This window comes from Rheinheimera baltica, assembly GCF_030731985.1.
Taxonomy (GTDB): domain Bacteria; phylum Pseudomonadota; class Gammaproteobacteria; order Enterobacterales; family Alteromonadaceae; genus Alishewanella; species Alishewanella baltica.
The window spans coordinates 505,078-526,006 of sequence record NZ_JAPJDY010000001.1; the positions used below are offsets into that span (position 1 = coordinate 505,078).

At 46.4% G+C, this 20,929-nt stretch carries 19 protein-coding genes; 13 read left to right on the forward strand and 6 right to left on the reverse strand.

What is annotated here, in order from left to right:
* The first annotated feature begins 7 nt into the window (after nt 1-7).
* From fadI to ORJ00_RS02380, 3 genes are all read left to right on the forward strand, one after another.
* On the forward strand, nt 8-1,318 hold the full coding sequence (gene fadI, locus ORJ00_RS02370) for an acetyl-CoA C-acyltransferase FadI (protein ID WP_305973356.1): 1,311 nt from the start codon (nt 8-10) through the stop codon (nt 1,316-1,318).
* On the forward strand, nt 1,318-3,447 hold the full coding sequence (gene fadJ, locus ORJ00_RS02375) for a fatty acid oxidation complex subunit alpha FadJ (RefSeq protein ID WP_306137077.1): 2,130 nt from the start codon (nt 1,318-1,320) through the stop codon (nt 3,445-3,447). Before fadI ends, fadJ begins: the two co-directional genes overlap by 1 nt.
* 94 nt (nt 3,448-3,541) lie before the next feature.
* Nucleotides 3,542-3,739, forward strand: a complete 198-nt coding sequence (locus ORJ00_RS02380; protein WP_027670844.1) for a hypothetical protein — start codon at nt 3,542-3,544, stop codon at nt 3,737-3,739.
* On the opposite strand, the gene hdfR is transcribed toward ORJ00_RS02380, so the two are convergent.
* Nucleotides 3,725-4,597, reverse strand: coding sequence for an HTH-type transcriptional regulator HdfR (hdfR, locus tag ORJ00_RS02385; protein ID WP_306138878.1), 873 nt, complete (start codon nt 4,595-4,597; stop codon nt 3,725-3,727). The two genes, ORJ00_RS02380 and hdfR, sit on opposite strands and share 15 nt — an antisense overlap.
* Before the next feature lie 129 nt (nt 4,598-4,726).
* Here hdfR and ORJ00_RS02390 point away from each other — a divergent pair, with 129 nt between their 5' ends.
* On the forward strand, nt 4,727-5,074 hold the full coding sequence (locus ORJ00_RS02390; protein WP_027670846.1) for a MaoP family protein: 348 nt from the start codon (nt 4,727-4,729) through the stop codon (nt 5,072-5,074).
* Between the two features lie 54 nt (nt 5,075-5,128).
* Here ORJ00_RS02390 and ORJ00_RS02395 read toward each other — a convergent pair whose 3' ends face one another.
* A complete protein-coding gene (locus ORJ00_RS02395) occupies nt 5,129-7,378 on the reverse strand; it encodes a putative bifunctional diguanylate cyclase/phosphodiesterase (RefSeq protein ID WP_306125373.1) in 2,250 nt (749 codons plus the stop codon).
* A gap of 34 nt (nt 7,379-7,412) precedes the next feature.
* A complete protein-coding gene (locus tag ORJ00_RS02400) occupies nt 7,413-10,208 on the reverse strand; it encodes an insulinase family protein (protein WP_306138879.1) in 2,796 nt (931 codons plus the stop codon).
* A gap of 206 nt (nt 10,209-10,414) precedes the next feature.
* Between ORJ00_RS02400 and sixA the strand changes: the two genes are divergently transcribed.
* On the forward strand, nt 10,415-10,903 hold the full coding sequence (gene sixA / locus ORJ00_RS02405; RefSeq protein WP_305973345.1) for a phosphohistidine phosphatase SixA: 489 nt from the start codon (nt 10,415-10,417) through the stop codon (nt 10,901-10,903).
* 8 nt (nt 10,904-10,911) lie between these two features.
* Here sixA and smrB read toward each other — a convergent pair whose 3' ends face one another.
* Nucleotides 10,912-11,454, reverse strand: coding sequence for an endonuclease SmrB (smrB, locus tag ORJ00_RS02410; protein WP_305973343.1), 543 nt, complete (start codon nt 11,452-11,454; stop codon nt 10,912-10,914).
* A 53-nt stretch (nt 11,455-11,507) separates the two neighbouring features.
* Between smrB and prmB the strand changes: the two genes are divergently transcribed.
* The 3 genes from prmB to ORJ00_RS02425 are packed head-to-tail and all read left to right on the forward strand — an operon-like array spanning nt 11,508 to nt 14,731.
* The gene (gene prmB, locus ORJ00_RS02415) at nt 11,508-12,458 is read left to right on the forward strand and encodes a 50S ribosomal protein L3 N(5)-glutamine methyltransferase (RefSeq protein ID WP_306125375.1); all 951 of its coding nucleotides are present in this window, start codon (nt 11,508-11,510) and stop codon (nt 12,456-12,458) included.
* Between the two features lie 2 nt (nt 12,459-12,460).
* Complete coding sequence (gene aroC, locus ORJ00_RS02420; RefSeq protein WP_306125376.1) at nt 12,461-13,564, forward strand: chorismate synthase; 1,104 nt, start codon at nt 12,461-12,463, stop codon at nt 13,562-13,564.
* A gap of 9 nt (nt 13,565-13,573) precedes the next feature.
* A complete protein-coding gene (locus tag ORJ00_RS02425) occupies nt 13,574-14,731 on the forward strand; it encodes an MFS transporter (RefSeq protein ID WP_306138880.1) in 1,158 nt (385 codons plus the stop codon).
* Nucleotides 14,732-14,772: 41 nt separating this feature from the next.
* Here ORJ00_RS02425 and ORJ00_RS02430 read toward each other — a convergent pair whose 3' ends face one another.
* Nucleotides 14,773-15,450 carry a TorF family putative porin gene (locus tag ORJ00_RS02430; protein ID WP_306138881.1) on the reverse strand — a complete coding sequence of 226 codons (678 nt, stop codon included), beginning with the start codon at nt 15,448-15,450 and terminating at the stop codon, nt 14,773-14,775.
* Between the two features lie 44 nt (nt 15,451-15,494).
* A complete protein-coding gene (locus ORJ00_RS02435) occupies nt 15,495-17,609 on the reverse strand; it encodes a methyl-accepting chemotaxis protein (protein WP_306138882.1) in 2,115 nt (704 codons plus the stop codon).
* Between the two features lie 198 nt (nt 17,610-17,807).
* Between ORJ00_RS02435 and ORJ00_RS02440 the strand changes: the two genes are divergently transcribed.
* From ORJ00_RS02440 to ORJ00_RS02460, 5 genes are all read left to right on the forward strand, one after another.
* Nucleotides 17,808-18,938 (forward strand): ATP-NAD kinase family protein, encoded by a 1,131-nt coding sequence (locus tag ORJ00_RS02440; protein ID WP_306125379.1) that lies wholly within the window; start codon nt 17,808-17,810, stop codon nt 18,936-18,938.
* 1 nt (nt 18,939) lies between these two features.
* Complete coding sequence (locus ORJ00_RS02445; RefSeq protein ID WP_306125380.1) at nt 18,940-19,242, forward strand: YfcL family protein; 303 nt, start codon at nt 18,940-18,942, stop codon at nt 19,240-19,242.
* 86 nt (nt 19,243-19,328) lie between these two features.
* On the forward strand, nt 19,329-19,946 hold the full coding sequence (bamJ, locus tag ORJ00_RS02450; RefSeq protein ID WP_027671609.1) for a BamJ family beta-barrel-assembly machinery protein: 618 nt from the start codon (nt 19,329-19,331) through the stop codon (nt 19,944-19,946).
* A gap of 91 nt (nt 19,947-20,037) precedes the next feature.
* Nucleotides 20,038-20,286 carry a hypothetical protein gene (locus ORJ00_RS02455; RefSeq protein WP_306138883.1) on the forward strand — a complete coding sequence of 83 codons (249 nt, stop codon included), beginning with the start codon at nt 20,038-20,040 and terminating at the stop codon, nt 20,284-20,286.
* 96 nt (nt 20,287-20,382) lie between these two features.
* On the forward strand, nt 20,383-20,859 hold the full coding sequence (locus ORJ00_RS02460; RefSeq protein ID WP_306138884.1) for a helix-turn-helix domain-containing protein: 477 nt from the start codon (nt 20,383-20,385) through the stop codon (nt 20,857-20,859).
* Nucleotides 20,860-20,929: the final 70 nt, after the last annotated feature.

A 20,929-nucleotide genomic window follows, 5' to 3' on the forward strand; every position in this document is an offset into this window, starting at 1 on the left:
GAACACTATGAGCTCGCCAATCAATCTTACAACTCGTCAGGGAGATCGTATCGCGATTGTCTCTGGTCTGCGTACGCCATTTGCTAAACAAGCGACAGAATTTCATGGTGTTTCTGCGCTGGACTTAGGCAAATTGGTGGTCAATGAGTTACTGATCCGCAGTGAGCTTGACGTCAAGCTTGTTGAACAATTGGTGTATGGGCAGGTTGTGCAAATGCCTGAAGCACCTAACATCGCGCGTGAAATTGTGCTGGGCACGGGTATGAATGTTCATACTGATGCGTACAGTGTTACCCGGGCCTGTGCGACCAGTTTTCAATCGGTGGTGAGTGTAGCAGAGTCAATGATGGCGGGTATTACGCAAATTGGCGTTGCTGGTGGGGCAGATTCAAGCTCGGTGTTACCCATTGGTGTAAGCAAAAGGTTGGCCCGGGCGCTGGTTGACTTAAACAAAGCGCGTACTTTTGGTCAAAAGCTGGCCATTTTTCGTCGTCTGGGTTTGAAAGACCTGCTGCCGGTGCCTCCGGCAGTTGCTGAATACAGCACAGGGTTGTCGATGGGAGATACGGCAGAGCAGATGGCAAAAAGTCACGGTATAAGCCGGGCGGATCAAGATGCACTGGCGCATCGCTCACACACGTTGGCGGCACAGGCCTGGCAAAGTGGTGTAATGCAAGCGGAAGTGATGACAGCGCATGTTGAACCTTATGGTCGCTTTTTAGCCATCGACAACAATATTCGGCAAGAGTCAAAACTTGAGTCTTATGCCAAGTTAAAACCGGTGTTTGACCGGGCCCACGGCAGTGTTACTGCAGCAAACGCTACGCCATTAACCGATGGTGCATCAGCAGTGCTAATGATGACAGAAAGCCGGGCAAAAGCATTAGGCTACACACCGCTGGGTTATATCCGCAGCTACGCTTTTGCTGCTATCGATGTTTACGATGATATGTTAATGGGCCCATCGTATGCGACGCCTATTGCGCTTGACCGCGCTGGAATGTCACTTAACGATTTAACCTTAATAGAGATGCATGAGGCTTTTGCAGCGCAAACTCTGGCAAACGTAAAAATGTTTGCCAGTAAAAAGTTTGCTGAACAGAAACTGGGCCGAAGCAATGCGATTGGTGATATTGATATGACCAAATTTAACGTGCAGGGCGGGTCATTAGCCTATGGACACCCGTTTGCAGCAACTGGTACACGTTTGATTGTACAAACATTAAATGAATTAAAACGTCGTGGTGGCGGAGTTGGATTAACCACGGCGTGTGCTGCAGGTGGTTTAGGTGCAGCTATGATTGTGGAGACAGAATAATGACAACGAACAGTTTTAGTTTGCAAATTCGCGATGATCAAATTGGTGTTATTACCATGGATATCGCTGGCGAATCGATGAATGTATTAAAAGCCGCCTTTGCTGATGAAATAAGTAGTCTACTCAGTGAGATTAACGCCAATACACAACTTAAGGGGTTGGTATTTATTAGCGGGAAAGCGGATTCTTTTATTGCCGGCGCTGATATTTCCATGTTGGATGCTTGCCATACGGCAGCCGAAGCTGAAGCCATTGGCCGAATGGGCCAGCAGATGTTTGATCAGCTAGAACAGCTAAAAATCCCGCTGGTAGCAGCCATTCATGGGCCTTGTTTAGGCGGCGGTTTAGAGCTGGCGATGGCATGTCATGCGAGGGTTGCAACCTCTGACAGCAAAACCGTAATGGGATTACCTGAGGTGCAGCTGGGTTTGTTACCCGGTAGCGGTGGCACGCAGCGTTTGCCGCGCTTAGTGGGTTTACAAAAAGCCTTAGACATGATTTTAACTGGCAAGCAACTGCGTGCAAGTCAGGCCAAAAAAGCAGGTTTGGTAGATGAAGTGGTGCCACAGAGTATTTTGCTTGATGCGGCAGTGCAACGTGCCTTAAAAGGCAAAATTGTGCGCGAGCAACCCGCATTAAATTTAGTGGGTAAAGTACTGGAACGCACCCCGTTTGGTCGAAATGTGCTTTTTAACCAAGCTCGTAAACAAACATTAAAGAAAACACAGGGCAATTATCCCGCGCCTATTAAAATTCTGGATGTAATAAAAACCGGTGTTGATAGCGGTATGCAAGCGGGTTTGGCAGCAGAAGCCAAAGCCTTTGGTGAGCTTTGCATGACTAAAGAATCAGCGGCGTTACGAAGCCTGTTTTTTGCCACAACTCAGATGAAAAAAGAAACGGGTGCCGGTGATACTAAACCGCAAAAGGTGACTAAAGCTGCAGTATTAGGCGGCGGCTTAATGGGCGGTGGTATTGCTAATGTTACGGCGACCAAAGCCGGTGTGCCGGTGCGGATAAAAGATATTAGCGAAGAAGGTATTAGTAACGCACTGAAATACAGCTATTCGCTGTTGCAGAAAAAGTTTAAACGCCGTTTCATCAGCAAAGCTGAGATGCAAAAACAGCTACTACGCATCACCGGCACCACAGATTACAGTGGTTTTCATGATGCAGATATTGTGGTTGAGGCAGTGTTTGAGGATTTAGCTTTAAAACAGAAAATGGTATCTGACATTGAGCAACATTGTCATGACAGCACAATTTTTGCCAGTAATACCAGTTCATTACCAATTAACCAAATTGCGGCCAAAGCAACTCGTCCTGAGAATGTTATTGGGCTGCATTACTTTTCACCGGTAGACAAAATGCCATTGGTGGAAGTTATTGCGCACGACACCACATCTGCGCAAACTATCGCTACTACGGTTGCTTTTGCGCGTAAGCAGGGTAAAACGCCCATTGTAGTTAAAGATGGCGCAGGCTTTTATGTAAACCGCATTTTAGCGCTTTATATGAACGAAGCAGCTAACATTTTGCTTGAAGGCGAGCCGGTTGAAAAGATAGACAAAGCGCTGGTTAAATTTGGCTTCCCTGTTGGCCCGATAACCCTGCTTGACGAGGTAGGCATTGATGTAGGTGCCAAAATATCACCTATTCTGGCGCACGAGCTGGGAGAGCGTTTTGTGGCGCCGGCGGCTTTTGACAAATTACTGGCAGATGGCCGAAAAGGTAAAAAAACTGAAAAAGGTTTTTATCTGTATGGCAAAAATGCGGCAAAAGGCAAAAAGCAGGTCGACGAATCTGTTTATGGTGTTTTAGCACTAACGCCAGCTCCGAAGCTTAATACTGACGAAATTAGCAGTCGCTGCATCGTGCAAATGTTAAATGAAGCTGTGCGTACCTTAGAAGAGGGGATTATTGCTTCACCTCGCGATGGTGATATCGGGGCTATTTTCGGCATTGGTTTCCCACCGTTTCTGGGCGGGCCTTTCCGATATATTGATCAGTTGGGTGCTGACAATCTGGTGGCGCAATTACGCAATTTAGAAAGTCGTTTTGGTTCTCGTTTTAGCCCGGCGGCATTGTTGGTGACCATGGCAGAACAGAAGCAACGCTTTTATAACTAACAGTAATCACGGTTGAAAAACAACCAAAAGTTAACAATATTTGCTTAACAAGGGCGCTATAATAGCGCCCTTGTTGTATTGAAGGAGCTAATAAGTGCTAGTGTTACCTGTCTTGTGGCTGATCACCGCCGCAGGGATCTATATTGCAGCGTTACGTAGTGGTATGAAAGCCATGAAATGGGCGCTGGCAGCGCTTATCACGGGTCCATTGTTATTACCGCTGTTTAACAGCCATAAACAGCTACAATTGCGCAAAATACGTGCCGGAAATACGGTACTATTCCGCCCCTGATTTACCGCTACTTTGCAGCGCTGTGCGCAATTGTGTGACGATATCACTAATTTGATTGCGCTGAGCGGCTTTAGGTAAAGAAATGGCGAAAAGCTCCCGTGTCATCACGGGTGCATCGTTAATCAGCGTTAAACTTTTATCTGCCAGCAAGCTGTGTACCATAGTATCAGGTAGATAAGCAGAACCACCACTGTGCTGCATTAGTTCAAGCGCGATACGGGCACTGCCAGTTCGCAAATAGGGCGGTGGTAGTTCAGGGAAAAACCGGGCATGTTGAATGTCAAATGCAGTGCCCCAGTCAACCAGAATATATTGGCGTTGCATTGCCGATTTTGCGCTGGTGTCATTAAAGGTCGTTACGGGAAGCAGCTTGATATCTCCCAGCTTTTCAATCTGCATTTCATCTACTTTAGGGGCATCAAATAGCAAGGCTAAATCCAGATGACGCTCTAATACTTGTCTTGCTATTTGATCTTTACCCATCGACTCAGCGCGCCACGAAAGGCCCGGTAAGGCGTGCTGAATGTTAATAAAGCCTTGTAGTAAAAAGGCATCCCAAACATTCGCTGTTGCAGCTATAGACAACTGTATAGCCTGTTCTGCGCTAACAGCAACCTCCTGCTTTGCACGCTGCAACGCGGTCAACATAGCTTCAGCATGAGGCAATAGGCGCTCGCCTGACGCCGTTAGCTGTATGTTATTGCGATAGCGGCTAAACAAGTTTACACCTAGCTGTTGTTCCAGCTGACGGATGCGAAAGCTAACGGCAGACTGAGTTAAATATAGATTTTCAGCGGCTTTACCAAAATGTCGTGTGCGTTGAACTTCAATAAAGGTCTTAAGCAGTTCGGTATCCAAATCGAATCCTTTTATAAATTTATGGTGTCGATAAAAAATTTTTGTTTTACGACAGTAATTTTGTTAACCATACTCCGCACAGTTTAAACAGGCTGGCTTGATATTCAACGAGATTAGAGGAAAAAAGTGATGCAGCAAAGTTTTGTCGCTAACCGTCGCTTTTTCGATGACGGTAATTTCCCAAAAGGATTTACGCGGTCCGGGCGCTTTACTCTGGCAGAAGGCAACATGCTAGAGAAACATGGGGTGGCAATGCAGGATCTGGAGCAGGGTAAACGTGCGCCAGTGAATGATGAAGAGCAACGTTTCATTGCAGTGTGTAAAGGCGAAGAGCCTGCTACTTCAGCGTTTGAAAAAACCTGGATGAAGTATAAACAGCGATTGGCGGAGAAGCGTAAGTTTCATACCGTGTTTGGTAAGAAACGTATTGCTGATGGCAGTGACGATTTTTCTTACGTCGAAACAGACTCCGACTAACTAGCTTAAAGCCCCTCTGACAGGGGCTTTTTTGTTAGTGCGAGTCTGCAAACACTAACTGGAGGCTGGAACTGCGGTGAGTTTAGTGCGCTTGTGCTTCTGCTCAAGCAAAAATTGTTTAAACCCATCTTCTGATAGGGGCTTACTGTAGTAATAGCCCTGTATTACGTCACAGCGCAGTTTACGCAGTATCTCAAGCTGGGTTTCAAGTTCAACCCCTTCGGCAACCACACTCAAGCTCAGGTTATGCGCTATCGTCATGATGGTATCTACCATATTACGACCACGAGCGGTGTTCATATCGTCGATAAAGGCTTTGTCAATTTTAAGAGTATTAAGCGGAAATTGCTTTAGGTAAGCTAATGAGGAATAGCCAGTTCCAAAATCGTCCATGGCAAGATGAATGCCTCGTGCCCTTAGTTTTTTCATTACCTCAATGGCTTGAGGTGGCGATTGCATAACTGTTCCTTCAGTTATTTCCAGTTCCAAATGGTAGGAAGGGAGCTCTGTTTGCTGCAGCGTGTCATCAATTAGTTCACATAAAAAAGGCAGACTAAACTGGCGTGAAGATAAATTAACCGCTACCCGTCCCTGAAATAAACCTTGATCAATCCAGCTTTTAACCGCAAGACACGCTTTACGTAGAACGACTTCGCCAATCTCAATAATTTGGCCGGTTTCTTCGGCCACAGGAATGAAGTTGGCCGGGCTTATAATACCGCCTTTTGGTGTAATAAATCGTACCAGTGCTTCCATGCCAACAAGCTGTCCACTGAGAATATCCATTTTGGGTTGGTAGTAAACAACAAAATGATCCTCTTTTAAGCCGTGACGGATTAAATTTTCTAGCTGTAACCGTTTAACCGCCTGCTTGTTCATTGAGTCATTAAAAAATAAATAGCGGTTTGCGCCCTGGCTTTTGGCATGGTACATAGCCGTGTCAGCGTTACGCAGCAACGCTTGTGGATCTGCGCCATCGTCGGGGAACAAGACTATCCCTACGCTACTGGTAATGGCGAGTTCATGCTGAGAAACCAATAATGGTTGATTAATTTGCATCAACAACTCTTTGGCCAGTGTGGTGATTTGATGCAGGTCATTAGTTTGATCGAGTAAGATAGCAAATTCATCCCCACCTAACCGATATAGCTTGTTGTGGTAACTGCTGTAGCCAGTAAGCCGATTTGATAACTTGCACAGTAAGTTGTCACCTAGTTCGTGTCCAAGTGAGTCATTGATTTTTTTAAAGTTGTCTAAATCGAACACCAACAGTGCGTGTTCTGTTTCTGCCTTAACCAGTTCAGCGAGTTTTTGCATAAACAACGCTCTGTTTGGTAAACCAGTGAGTGTATCAGTACTAACAAGCTGCTTGAGTTCTGCTTCTTGTTGCTTACGTTCGGTAATATCAGAGAATACAGCGACGTACTGGTTGACATTGCCTTGCTCATCTTTAATTTGAGCAAAGGTCAACTCTGCCTGATACAACTCGCCATTGACATGTTGTTCCTGAATTTCGCCGCTCCAGGTGCCTGTTATTAACATTTGCTGGCGAATATCTTGCATAAAACGGCTGGGGTAAAGACTTAGCTCAAAGCGTTGATTAAGGCTTTGTTCCCGGCTTTTACCTGTGATTTTACTGAATGATGGATTCACTTCGAGGATTTGAAAATCGGTGTTACAAATCACTACGGCATCAGAAATTGTTTGTAAGCAACGGGCAAATAATTGCAATTGCTCTTCAGTTTGCTTGATCTGGTGAATATTTTTTAAGGTACCGGTCATTCTGCTGGGTTTACCATTGGCCGTAAAGGCGACTGCTTTACCTCTATCCAGTACCCATGTCCAACTGTTGTCTGCGGTTTTAAGCCGGTAAGTTGCTTCAAAATGACCGGTTTTACCATCAAGGTGATTTTGCAGCAGCTCTGCAACCCGTGATAGGTCTTGTGGATGAATTTGGGCTTTATTCGGTGGAAAGTCTTGTGCACGTGGGCGCAGTTCAACGGGATCTAACCAAGAGCTAGATCGATATAACTCGCCGGAGCTTATTTTCCAGTCCCAGAGTTCGTCACCGCTGCCCCACATAGACAAACGCAAACGCTCTTCACTATGCTCAAGTTTAAGCTGATAGCGTCGCATTTTAATGATACTGACATGCGCCAGTATCAGGGCCGCGAATGAAAACAGCAACACAAGTGTCAGTGTGTAATTTTGTGAATAATCCCAGCCGATGGCGTATAAACCAAAAGAAAAAGTGCCCAATAAAAAGGCACTGATTACTATGGTTATTTTTGTTTTTAATATCACTTATAACAACTACGTGACGATAACTACACTCACGTTATATAACTTTACTATTAGTGTCAAAAGCAATTTGTGTTTTCTGTAATTGTTGTTTTAGGCTGGCTGCATCACAAAATTGTAGATGGCTATGTTTCGGTTTACCATCGGTTGCCAGAAAAATTGCATCGTAATCGGGTAGCAATAACTGCTGCAAAAATTCAATAAATTTTGTCAATGTAAGTTGGCGCATCGCATCAATAATGCGATCGCTTAGTGCAAAACTATAATCTTGTTGCCCCAGCGCCAGCCAATAGCGTTTAGCCCTTGCACCCAAGCTGGTATCACGTTCATTAAGCTGAGCTAACACACCCTGTTTAATTTCGATAAATTCTTCCTGGGTCAATGCCTTTGTATCCGCCAGAAAAGAGCGAAAAAATGTTACCGTAGCCTCATACAGTTTTTCGCAGTCTGCATTAGGTGACTGAATATAAAATGCTATACCAGGCAACGTATTTATTGGCACATAACCGGTACCTACCAGATAGCCCAGTTGCAGTTCGGTTCTTAATTGATGGAAGTACTCTGGGGACAACACATGGTTTGCTAACATAAAGAGTGCCATTTGCTCCGGGGTGGCCTCTGGTGCCGGTAAATAAATGACTAATGCATGATCGTTATGATCGACATCCTGATTTAACCAAACGGGGCCGTGCCCCTGTATGTTAAATGCTGGATTGGTCAGTTTAGGCCCGGTACTAACGAGTTGAGATTGCCATTGCGTTAGCATTTTTTCTAACTGCAGTGCATGGTCATTCGTCCAGTTGCCCAGCAGTAAGCTTTCAATATGCACCTGGCGTAATAATTGCTGATGAAACGCGATAAATTGCTCAAAGCTCAGCTGTTCTAATGCATCAGCTAGCAAATCTATTTCTGGGTTTAAGGGCTGTAAAACAGCCGAAAGTTGGCTGAATAACCGTGCTACCGGCTTGTTTTTAGTGCTGTTGCGCCAATGACGACCCAGCTGACGCTTTAATTCTTCAAAACGCGGTTCAGAAAAGTGTTGGTGCAACATCTGGCCAAGTAAGTCTTGCAGCAAGCGTAATTGATTGGCTGCCAACCCGCTGGTATGAAGGCTAATACCCTGGCGTTGTACATGCAGATGATACATAAGTCCTATGGTGGTAGCGGCGTAAAACTGCTGGTTAATATTATCCTGAAACAGTTCTACCCATAATCGTGTCGCGGCAAGCTGTTTGCAGTCGCCGATGCTGCCCGGCAGACTTAATTGCACGAAAATATGGCCTTTTGGACTGGCAAAATCTGTGTCAGCTTTGTACCACACGCTTAACACGTCAGTTTCTCTGATACAGCGAGGACTGTCCATGTGTTCGGTATCTGTTAATAATGAAATGTCACCGTCGATATAAGGGTTAGGTGGGGGGAGCTGCAGCTGGGGTATGGGCTTAGCCATATCAAGTTGCTTTAACAGCTCGGCGGGTAAGGGCATGACGCTATAGGGCGTGTTATACCAACGGGCTTGCTGATCAGTTTGTACGCCAGGCGCAATTAGCATTAAACGCATATTGCTACTGGTTAAATAGCTCAGTATTTGTTGATAAAGTGCCTCTGTGGGCAGTTCCATCCTGTAGTCGCCAAAAATGATATCTTCTACCGGATAGTGCTGCATGCTAACCGATAAATGGTTAGCCGTTTGCAGTGCTGTTGCAGGTTCCTGGTACAAATAGGCCCAGCGCAATAGCTTTTGTCGCTCTGCAAACAGTGCTTCAGGAAGAGGCTGTGCTTTAAGAGCGGCCAGCGCGCTAAATAAGGTTGATAATATGTCATCGCGGGCGTTAAGGCCTTTTTCAGTAAGTTCAAAGGCGATGGTAAAGTCTTTGTAATTGCTTCCATCAATACCCCCACCGGCGCTGAGTTGGTTAACTAAATCTTGTTCTTTTAAGCAACTTAACAGTGAGCCAGGGCCTTCATCACCCAGTAAATGTGCGATAAAGCTAATCAATTTATGCTTATACCAGCGCTGAATATCCGGCATGGCGAAACTAACCACAAGTTTTTGCGTGTCTCTATGTGGCTGAATATTGAGTTGAACGGCCTGATGTTCAGGCAAGTACAACGGCACATCTAATGCGGTTTTTGCGGGTAAATGCGCAGGCAGGGCGCTGAAATACTGTTCAACCAGACGTTGTTGCAGAGCTAGCTCAAGGGATGATACCAGTGTCAACGTCATGCGACTGGTACTGTACTGCTGCACAAAAAAATCCAGTAACGCCTGCTGTAAACTACTTTGTTCGTTGTCGGCCAGTGTAAGTAAGTTGCCAACAGAAAATTTCGAAAACGGGTGTTCGGGGTTGATAGTCTCTTTGTGGACTTGATAAATACGTCTACCGTCATCTTTTAACTTAAGCGAAAACTCTGCCTCAATGGCATGCCGTTCTTTTTCAACATATTCACTACTAAACAGCGGCTGGCTAAACATGTCTGCAAAACGGGCTAAGGCCTCGTCATAAAAATGTGTATCAATATCAAAGAAAAAGCTACTGTGTTCAGTGCCAGTCCAAGCATTATGACTACCACCATGATGATTGATAAATTGCTGATAGTCGCCTGCGCCCGGATAATTTGCCGACCCCAAAAATAACATATGCTCAAGAAAATGCGCTAAACCTTCCCGACACACCGGATCATCAAAATGCCCTACATTAACGGTTAACGCTGCTGCACTTTTTTCACTGTCTGCCTGATGGACCAACAGCACTGCCAACCCATTTGCGAGTGTCAGATATTTATAGCTGCTATTGTCGTTAGGGCTTTGCAATATTTGGTTATTTTCCAATAGAACTCCCTTTTTAAGCTATGGTTATGCAAGCAGATAACCACAGTGTCATAGCAATAAGTAATAAACAACTTAAGTTTTATGCGTTAATAGCAGTTACGCTTGGAGACAACTTTCATTATCATAGCGCACAATTTTTACCCGGCGTATTGTTATCTGTCTACTGTCAGTTAACAGGGAACCTTGAGCAGTATGGTGTCTATTAAATGGTAAATCTCGTTATTATGCGTCACGGCGAGGCTGAACCGCTATCGTCACAAGACAGTCAGCGTCAGCTAACTGCTCGTGGTCAGCAAGAAGTCAACCAGATGGCCGTATGGTTACATCAACACTATGCTCTGTTTGACTGGGTATGGGCCAGCCCGTATCTGAGAACCCGTCAAACCGCCGAACTAATGGTAGCCAAGCAAGGTCCGTTTAGCCAGCTTGAAATTTTGCCTGAATTAGTGCCCGAAGGTAATGCGGCCCTATTTAAAGCGTATTTTGACGCCCGTATCAGCGAAAAACCTGATGCCAGAGTATTACTAGTGTCACACATGCCATTGGTTAGCTTTTTGGTTGAGGCTTTTACTCTGCCTGATCAGGCGCCGATATTTAGCACTGGGCAGTTGGCTTGTATTGATTACCGGCCGGGGGTATCTGGTCGCTTGTTAGAGCGTTTATCACCCCAGGAACTTTCACTGCTTAGCGTATAGCTGCACATTTACTCTTCCAGGCGTAGCAACAACAATACTGCACCGTGCTTGCCCCAGCTTTTTGGGGCAGTATGAAAAGCTCGGACATGTGGATGTTGAATTAACCAGTTAGGTACTTTTTTGGCTAGAATACCTAAACCTTTGCCATGCACGACACAGGCACAGTTTAGGTGTTGCTTATGACAATAGGCTAATAAACCAGCGAGTTCAGTTTTGGCTTCTAATGTTGTCATACCATGCAAATCCAGCACAACCTGAGGCTGAAACTCGCCACGACGTAAACGGCCCGGCAAATGAGGGTCTTCGCCACTACTCAACCAGCTGAGATTTGGGCCATTTGCAATGTAACCTTCAAATTCATCAGAAAAATAGAACAAATTATCGCCAAGCTGTTTACTTGAGACGTCTGTACGTCTTTTTAGCTTGCGAGGGGCGGCAACAGGCGGTATCTTGTCTTGCGCCATAGGGCGTGCGCCTGTTATCGACTGACGAAACAGCTGGCTGTCTTCGGCACTAATGCCTGCTGTAGTAACATTGACTTTTTTTTGCATGGCGCAAGTCTACTCAAACTGACCGGTTTTTACAAAAAGAGCTTAAATCCATCATGTCCGATACTGGCGAATTGCTGTTTACCCCCGAACTGATAAGCGACGCAGTCGCTGAACTTACTACTGTACATGACTGGCTGCGTTTTGCCGTTAGCCGGCTGAATCAGGCTGATGTCTATCTTGGTCATGGCACGGATAACCCCTGGGATGAAGCAGCCAGCTTGTTGGCTCATGTTCTTCATTTACCGCCATTTACCGATGAAAAACTGTTTAATGTTCGCCTAACCCGGTTAGAGCGACAGGCGTTTGTCGGTCTGCTGCAGCAACGGGTAGAACAGCGATTGCCTGCCGCTTATTTAACGCAACAAGCGTATTTTGCCGGTTTACCATTTTATGTTGATGAACGGGTGCTGGTGCCGCGTTCTCCCATCGCAGAGCTTATTGCAAACAAGTTTATTCGTCAGCTTGGCAGTAACACACCAAAGCATATTCTGGATTTATGTACGGGATCGGGCTGTATCGCTATTGCCTGTGCTTACGCCTTTGACGACGCTGAAGTCGATGCCGTAGATATTAGTGCCGACGCATTAGAAGTGGCTCAGTACAACATTGAAAATCATGGCCTTGAGCATCGTGTGTTTCCTATTTTGTCTGATGGTTATCAAGCGCTTGCGGGCGCTAAGTACGATTTAATTGTAACTAATCCTCCCTACGTCGATGCCGAAGACATGGCCGACTTACCCGACGAATATCGACATGAGCCTGAATTGGGTTTAGCGTCGGGTGAAGATGGCCTGGCACTGACGCGGCGCATTTTACGTGAAGCCGCAGCTCATTTGTCTGACGCCGGCGTTCTGGTGTGTGAGGTAGGAAACAGCATGGTGCAGTTACAACAGGACTTCCCTGATGTCGATTTTGATTGGCTTGAGTTTGCCCATGGGGGCTTAGGTGTATTCGCAATTACTAAAGCAGAACTTGAGCGTTGTCAGCATTTATTTAAGGAGTAGACATGGCCGGGAACACGATTGGACAGTTATTTAAAGTAACGACGTTTGGTGAAAGCCATGGCCCTGCCATCGGCGGTATTATTGATGGCTGTCCGCCTGGTATGGCGCTGACTGCCGAAGACTTACAACTTGACTTAGACCGGCGTAAACCTGGCACCTCGCGCTACACCACGGCACGTCGGGAAGAAGATGCCGTAAAAATTCTATCGGGCGTGTTTGAAAACACCACCACCGGTGCCAGTATAGGGTTGGTTATCGACAACACAGATCAACGCTCACAAGATTACTCCAACATTAAAGAACAGTTTCGCCCTGGACATGCCGACTATACCTATTGGCATAAATTTGGTATTCGCGACTACCGTGGTGGTGGCCGCTCTTCTGCGCGTGAAACAGCAGTGCGTGTTGCCGCTGGCGCCATTGCGAAGAAGTACCTGCGTGAACAATGCGGTATTGAAATTCGCGGATATTTAGCCCAGCTTGGCCCGGTTAAAGTGGAAACATTGAACTGGGATGAAGTGCACAACAACCCGTTTTTTTGTCCGGATCCAGCAAAGTTAGCGGCATTGGACGACTATATGCGTCAACTGAAAAAAGACGGAGACTCAGTAGGCGCCAGAGTTAACGTGGTCGCCAGCAACGTACCCGTAGGGTGGGGCGAGCCGGTTTTTGACCGGCTGGATGCCGATATTGCGCACGCCATGATGAGCATCAACGCGGTAAAAGCGGTAGAAATTGGCGATGGCTTTGCGGTAGTGGAGCAGCGCGGTTCTACCCATCGTGATGAGCTCACGCCACAAGGGTTTACCGCGAACCACTCCGGCGGTGTATTGGGCGGTATTTCGTCTGGTCAGGATATATTGGTTAGCATGGCGCTTAAGCCCACCTCTAGCATCAGTATTGCCGGTAAAAGTATAAATATTCAGGGTGAAGTTATCGATGTGGTTACTAAAGGTCGGCACGACCCTTGCGTAGGCATCCGTGCGGTACCTATTGCTGAAGCGATGTTGGCGATAGTGCTGATGGATCATTTTTTGCGCCACCGTGCACAAAACATGCATGTACAGGTTAATACGCCAGATATCGCCCGTTTCAATAGAGACTAACCAGACAACATGTTCGGTATTTCAGCCCGGCCAGCCTTAGTACTGGCGTACTTTACGTATTTTGGTGTGCTGGGCATTTTTGTACCGTACTTCGGCCTGTTTCTCGATGGCCGGGGGTTAAGCTCGGCAGATATTGGTCTGCTATTGGCAATAGTAACCGCCAGTCGAATTGTAGGGCCTAGCGTTTGGGCGCTGGTGGCAGAGCGTAGCGGTAAACCGTTATGGGTCATGCGTATCGGCGCATTGCTGGCAAGTGTTGGCTGGCTCAGTAGCTTTGCCGACTATGGTTTTTGGCCATTACTAGCAGGGTTTGCCTTGTTTAGCTTTTTCTGGACGGCTATTTTGCCGCAACTGGAAGTTTCTGCTTTTACCTTCCTCAATGATGATACGCAAGCTTATAGCCGCATTCGTACCGCTGGCAGTGTTGGCTATATTGTATTGGTCATGCTGGGGGGCTGGTTGTTCGAGCGTTATGGTAGCGAGTTTTTGCCCATATCGGCGTTATTATTTTTACTGCTGTTGTTAGCCAGCCTATTCTTGTTGCCTCATGTCAGCGTAGCTGCCGAACTCACTAGTGAAACCGTATCCTTTAGTAAATTATTGCAAAACAGTGTGTTACTGCGTTTTATGCTGGCTGCGTTGCTGTTGCAAATGAGTTTTGCTCCGTTTTATGGTTTTTTTACTTTATATAGTCGTGATTTGGGTTACAGCGGTACCGAGACAGGTTTGTTTATAGGCTTGTCTATCGCAGCGGAAATAGCGGCGTTTTATTTTGCCGGCAACCTGATGCGAAACCGCAGCTACCGTTTGCTGCTTGGAATATGTTACGGCGTTACTGTGCTGCGCTGGTATCTGTTGGCCACTTTTGCCGACAATGTGTGGTTACTGTGTTTTAGTATGCTGCTGCACGCGGGCAGTTTTGCCATTGCACACAGCTGTGCCATGCAGTTTATCCAGCAGTTTTTTCCGAAGAAATTACGCAGTCGTGGCCAGGCATTATATGCCGGTATTATTTTTGGCGGCGGCGGCGCCATTGGCGCTTACTTCTCTGGAATTCTTTGGCAAAACGGCAATGGTGCCAGTTTAACGTTTAATATTGCTGCTTTATTAGCGCTATTGGCAACAATATTGGCACTAAGCTTACCCAAACAAAAGCCGGTCGCTTAACCGAACTAAACCAAACCAAACCAAAACACAGCCCAGCCAACTTACCAACTAAATGTTTTGCTTAATGTCAGCAGAATGGCGGCATCACCCCAGCGGTCTTTTAAACTGGTGTCATGATAACCAAAAGCGATATCTAATCCTGCATATTGAGTTTGCAGCATAATTTGCCAGTGTTCAAAGCTACTACCACCTTCCCAGTTATACTTGTCGGTATCGGTTGAAGTAGATTGGTCAACACCCAGTAACAATGACCAGTTATCGTTAAGCGCAATAGTTTTATTTAGCATAATAACGTAATGGCCACCGCCAAAACCAAAGTAGTCGTAGCTGTACCATAGGTTCAGGTTAAAACCACTGTGAGCCAGTTTCAGATAAAGCTCTGGAAAATTCAGTTTATCGCTTTCGCTCATGCCATGATAAGTGTATTGGGCAAAACCGGCGTCAATACCCAAACCATTGCTCAGCTCGGTGTAGTAGCCAGCATAAACATCCCACTCCAGGTTAGTCCCTTCACCAAAATCAACATTTGATGCCCAGCTGCCGGCATAAAAACCATTGCCGGCATCCCAATTCAAACCTGGCTGTAGTGCAGGATTTTTGTCGGTCTGGCTTACGCCATTAAACAAGTAATTATTGGCACCCGTTAAAGTAAAGCTCCAATTTTCTGTGGCCGCTGCGGTACTGCTTAATAGCGCGGTAGCTAACAACATTGCTTTCATCGTGTTTACCCTAATTGGCTAATATTTGAATTAGCGACATGCCCTCAACTGCGTAACTTGTTCAGTTGTGTCTCAATTTTCGCTGTGACCTTATCAATAGAATTGCTGATCCCCAGGTTTTGCTGAGCCAATGCCTCTAACTCTCTGGTGGCATCACCAATGGCGGTAACATTACGGTTAATTTCTTCACTAACCTGGTTCTGTTGCTCTGCAGCAGCAGCTACCTGGAATGCATTGTCTGAGATTGTCGACATACCCGCTGTAGCCATAGACAGCTTTTCATAGGCTACTTCTGCTTCAGCAACGGTTTTGTCTACACTTGCCGTGCTTACACTGATTTGTTGAACAGTGTCTTTAACCTGACGTTGCAAACCGTCGATTAACGTTTTAATTTGATCAGTCGAGCTGTGCGTCCGAGCGGCAAGAGAGCGCACTTCGTCAGCCACAACGGCAAACCCACGGCCTTGTTCGCCGGCACGGGCCGCTTCAATGGCCGCGTTCAATGCCAACAGGTTTGTTTGCTCGGCTATAGCCTGAATAACTTCAGTGATCTGGTTAATTTCCTGACTGCTGGTGGCTACTGCTGCCACTTTCTTACTACTGTTATCAAAATTGCGTGCAACATCTTTAAATTCATCCACCGTGTTTTGCAATAAACGGTTGGCTTCATTCAGATCTTGTATTGATTGCTGAGCACCCGACGCTGTACTACTGGCAAGACTGGCAACTTCATTTGCTGTGGCGCTCATCTGGTGCATAGCGGTAACCACATTTTGAATTTCACTGGCCTGTACTGAGGTAGATTGGCTGGTCTTGTCGATGGTGCTAACCATTAAATGGCTTTGTTGCTGCAATTCACCCGATGCACTTTTTAGCGATTGGATCATGTCGCGCAATTTAGCTGCGAAAGCATTAAAGCCCTCAGCCATCAGGTTTAACTCGCTGTGGCTGGTAGCCGAAAGTTGAACCGTTAAATCGCCATCTGCCCCAGCCAATTGATGCATTAATTGGCTCATATCTGCGATTGGGCGTGTGGCAGCGCGTAACCAAATAGTCAAAAGTACCATGATGCCTAATAGCAGCAATACACCAAAACTGACCATGGTTAGCGCTGTGCTGCGCGCATCAGCAGCTAGCTGCGTCGCCAATTCGTCGGCCGCGCGCAATGCCAGTTTTTTGGGTACGGCAATAATGCTAAACCATTGTGAGCCGGATGCTTCAATGCGAATGGGGCTTTTAATCACCAGTTGGTCGTTATATTCAAATACATCTGTTCCCGCGTTTTGTAGCTGGTTATAAAGATTGTTATCGAGTTTAGGCATCGCACTGCCAAGTTGGTCGGCAAAGCGGTTACTGGCTAATAACATGCCGCGCCCGGTAATTAAATACATCTGTGCTTTGCCGTCGTATAGTTTGCCAGCCTGTTGCATCAGTCCCTGTTGTAATACGGGCAAGTTCATATCAACACCAGCTACGCCACGGAAAGTCCCTTTTGTGACAACCGGATACACCAGTGATGTTAAAAGCGCTTCATTGCCGGGTTCAATTTCAAATACATAGGGTTCCATTAAACAGGGTTTTAGCGTATCGCGGCTGCATAAATACCACTCTGCCTCTCGTAGCCCCAGTTCATTACGGTTGTCTAAATATTTAATAGACGGGTCTTCGGTTTGAATAAATTTCAGGCCATTGTTTTCCCTGATCCAATATACTTCCAATGTGCCCTGTTTTGAGCTGTGTGGGGTATTGGCGTCAAACTCGCTGTCGCGGTTATCGTAACCATTAGGTTCATATTGGCTGTATATCGACGAAATACCGTCATTTACCTGGAGTATGTTGCCGGCAATTGCCTGAGCTTGTTCACGAGAGTAGGGTGTCTGGCCGCTGCCAATAGCCGTATTCGCCATTATGCTGGCTAAATTCTTGGCAATGTCATAATTACGGTTCAGCAGTGCAGCAGTTTCTAACGCTGTTTTTTCTGCTTCGGCACGAAGAATATTTTGTGCCGCTTGCCCTACGGCCTGACGCACGTTATTTACGGCAGACTCGCTTGAGCTGTTCATTGAGTACCAGCCAATTAACGTCATACTGCCAATGCTAATAGCGGTCAATATAGCCACGCCAGCGGTTAATTTAAATCTTAGAGAATTCAATAACATCACACTACCTCTGCTGGGGCAGCTGCTTCGCCCACGGTGTAAATGAGTAAAGCTTAAACCTATTAGATATGCAATTAAGTCCCTGAAAAAACACTTGGATTTACGGTGTTCTCGCAGGATATTGCTTCTAAGCTGTGAAAGTTGTAGTGAAGGCATTACAATAGCGACCTTTTTCTATGCTGTAAAAGGTGTCTGGCTATGGCAAGTCGGTTTCAACTGGGGCTTATTATTAACCCACTGGCGGGGTTAGGTGGCAGTGTTGGCTTAAAAGGGTCTGATGGTCAGGCACAGCAGGCTTTGGCACTGGGTGCAGTGCCGCAGGCGATGAATCGGGCCAAAACGGCTTTGGAAGCGTTACTAGAGCAACGCGATAAATTTGAAGTGCTTACCGTAGCTGGCGACATGGGTGAGAACGTCTGCATTGAGCTGGGCTTAACCTATAAAGTGCTTTATCAGCCGCTAAGTTCACCTTCTACGGCACAAGACACCGAAGCTGCAGCGAAGGCCTTATGCCAACAAGGCGCCGACTTATTGTTGTTTGCCGGCGGTGATGGCACTGCGCGTAACATTTGTGCGGCAGTTGCTGAACACACTACTGTGCTGGGGATCCCTGCTGGAGTGAAAATTCACTCTGGTGTCTATGCTATATCGCCGCAGGCTGCCGGTAAGCTGGTAGCAAAATTGGTGGCAGGGGAGCTGGTTTCATTAAGTGAAGCCCCCGTAATGGATATTGATGAGCAAGCGTTCCGAAGTGGGGTAGTAAAAGCCCGTCGCTTTGGTGAAATGCGTATTCCTGCTCAGCTGCGTTATGTACAAAGCGTTAAAATGGGCGGGCGTGAGTCTGAAGAGCTGGTGCTTGCAGACTTAGCCGCCTACGTTGTTAGTCAACTGGAAGACAATGTACGTTATGTCATGGGGTCGGGCTCAACGGTTGCTGCGGTGATGGCCGAGTTGGGTTTAGACAATACCTTGCTGGGCGTCGATGTGATTGAAAATGGCAAGCTAATCGCCAGTGATGTTACAGCTAAGCAACTGGCCGACCTGGTGACAAATTATCCCAGCAAATTGATCATTACCTTAATTGGTGGGCAGGGACATGTGTTTGGCCGAGGAAATCAGCAACTCTCGCCTGATGTGATCCGAGCGGTAGGTCGCAACAATATTCTGCTTATTGCCAGTAAAGCCAAATTACAACAACTGGATGGCAGACCACTGCTTGCTGATACCGGCGATGTGGAATTGGATAAACAATTAACCGGGCTTATCAATGTGTTGACCGGATATAACGACTATGTAATGTACCGCTTAGGGTACGAAGATGAGGAATAGCATGACAGCCCTATCTACACTTGAAGCTACACATGAAACCTTTATTGATGCTGTAGCAAACTTATTTGATGCCCTGGTTCCGGTAGCAACAGATGACGAACTGTTCGCATCGGGGTATTTGCGCGGCCATTTTGATTTAGCTGTAGGCACCTTGCAGGTAGCCGGCGAGCCGTTTATTGCACAAGATGTTGTTAGTCAGGTTAGCAACAGCTTACAGTTTGCCATTGAGAATGGTGAGTTAACTGAGCAAGACCAGCAACATGTCAATCGCATTTGGCTACAGGTACAACAACTGGCCGGTTGAGCTGGCAAGACATTCGAATGCATTTGCGCTAACATATGCGCACTTTTAACCTGAAGCTTTGCGCTTCAATAGTATAAGTGGAACTCATGTCAGATAAATATACAACGCTTGAACAACACGCCAGCTATGGTATTGGTTTACAAATGGGTCAGCAATTAGCTGACAATCCGTTTGAAGGTTTAGACATTGACGCGGTAGCGGCGGGTGTCATTGCCGCATTTACTGAGCAAGCACCTGAGGTAACGGATGAGCAAATTCGTGCTGCCTTTGGTGTGATCAGCGAGCGCATGCAAGCTGAGCAAGCAGAAAAAGCAGAATTATTAGCCGGTGCCGGCGAAGCTTTCCTGGTAGAAAATGCCAAGCGTGCTGAAGTAACCGTAACAGCGTCTGGTTTACAATACGAAGTATTGGTTGCAGCTGAAGGCGATAAGCCATCGCAAGCGTCTACAGTGCGCACGCATTATCACGGTACCTTAATTGACGGTACGGTATTTGACAGCTCTTACCAACGTGGTGAGCCGGCAGAGTTTCCGGTATCAGGTGTTATTGCTGGTTGGACTGAAGCACTGCAAATGATGGCCGTAGGGTCAAAATGGCGTTTATATGTACCGCATAACCTTGCCTACGGCGAGCGCGGCGCGGGCAATGCTATTGCACCGTTCAGTGCACTGATTTTTGATGTAGAACTGTTAGCTATTGTGTAATCGCTAGAGTCTACGTTTTTTACAAGGCCCTGCATTGCAGGGCTTTGTTGTTTTTAGCTGCAGTTAAACCATTCAGCTATATGTGGCCACGATGAGAAGTGTACGCTCTGCAAGTACAAGCCCCGATGCCCATAAGACTGATGGCACTGTCGATATCCGTTGGGCCGACGTCATTTTGGTGATGGAACAAAAGCATAAAAATAGGTTAGCTGCTGAATTTAGTCGTCTTTTAGATGGTAAGCCCATTCATGAGTTGGATATCCCAGACGACTACAAATACATAGCCCCTGAGCTGGTGAGCATATTACAAGATTCGGTCGCGGCTTATCTTGTTAGGTAATACTGTATTGCTGTCGGGTGAATGTCGGGTACATTACGTACCTGACAGGCAAAAAAATAACCCATACTGCTGGTTCAGGAGCACAGGAGCAACTTAATGGTTTTAAAACAACTGCGTCTTAGCCGACACATCTCTCAAGAACAATTAGCGCAAATGTCCGGGCTTAATGTTCGCACCATTCAGCGTATTGAGAGCGGCCACAACGCCAGTGTCGAATCGTTAAAATGTCTTGCTGCTGCTCTTGATGTCGATGTAACTACACTGAACCAGGAGACATTTATGATTGATAAACACACCAATGATTGGCAAAGATTACCGCTATTTTTAAAAATATGGTTTTGGTTAAACCTGTTACAAGTGCGGCCAGAACGCAATACAGCAAAGCGGGCAGAAATTATGTCGCATTGTGCTGGTTTTATTTTTTGCTGCCTTGGGTTGGTAAATGAAGCGGCTTTAGCCGGTGGCCTTATCATGCTGGGCGTAGCCTACTTTTACTCAATGCTAAAGTGGCAGGGCGATAAATACGGCATCTGGTATGAGACTGAAGCCGCAGCGAATACGTCAACGAAGTAACAAACGGCTGTTTGCAAACACGAAACCAATGTAGTTGCGGCAAAACAACGTTTGACATTAGCCCGCCAGG

Coding starts and splice junctions, on each gene's coding strand:
- ORJ00_RS02460 (WP_306138884.1), top strand. CDS start 20,383: ATGGTTTTAAAACAACTGCGTCTTAGCCGACACATCTCTCAAGAACAA.
- aroC (WP_306125376.1), top strand. CDS start 12,461: ATGGCCGGGAACACGATTGGACAGTTATTTAAAGTAACGACGTTTGGT.
- prmB (WP_306125375.1), top strand. CDS start 11,508: ATGTCCGATACTGGCGAATTGCTGTTTACCCCCGAACTGATAAGCGAC.
- smrB (WP_305973343.1), bottom strand. CDS start 11,454: ATGCAAAAAAAAGTCAATGTTACTACAGCAGGCATTAGTGCCGAAGAC.
- ORJ00_RS02440 (WP_306125379.1), top strand. CDS start 17,808: ATGGCAAGTCGGTTTCAACTGGGGCTTATTATTAACCCACTGGCGGGG.
- ORJ00_RS02430 (WP_306138881.1), bottom strand. CDS start 15,450: ATGAAAGCAATGTTGTTAGCTACCGCGCTATTAAGCAGTACCGCAGCG.
- ORJ00_RS02445 (WP_306125380.1), top strand. CDS start 18,940: ATGACAGCCCTATCTACACTTGAAGCTACACATGAAACCTTTATTGAT.
- ORJ00_RS02455 (WP_306138883.1), top strand. CDS start 20,038: ATGAGAAGTGTACGCTCTGCAAGTACAAGCCCCGATGCCCATAAGACT.
- ORJ00_RS02425 (WP_306138880.1), top strand. CDS start 13,574: ATGTTCGGTATTTCAGCCCGGCCAGCCTTAGTACTGGCGTACTTTACG.
- ORJ00_RS02435 (WP_306138882.1), bottom strand. CDS start 17,609: ATGTTATTGAATTCTCTAAGATTTAAATTAACCGCTGGCGTGGCTATA.
- ORJ00_RS02390 (WP_027670846.1), top strand. CDS start 4,727: ATGCAGCAAAGTTTTGTCGCTAACCGTCGCTTTTTCGATGACGGTAAT.
- fadJ (WP_306137077.1), top strand. CDS start 1,318: ATGACAACGAACAGTTTTAGTTTGCAAATTCGCGATGATCAAATTGGT.
- sixA (WP_305973345.1), top strand. CDS start 10,415: ATGGTAAATCTCGTTATTATGCGTCACGGCGAGGCTGAACCGCTATCG.
- bamJ (WP_027671609.1), top strand. CDS start 19,329: ATGTCAGATAAATATACAACGCTTGAACAACACGCCAGCTATGGTATT.
- fadI (WP_305973356.1), top strand. CDS start 8: ATGAGCTCGCCAATCAATCTTACAACTCGTCAGGGAGATCGTATCGCG.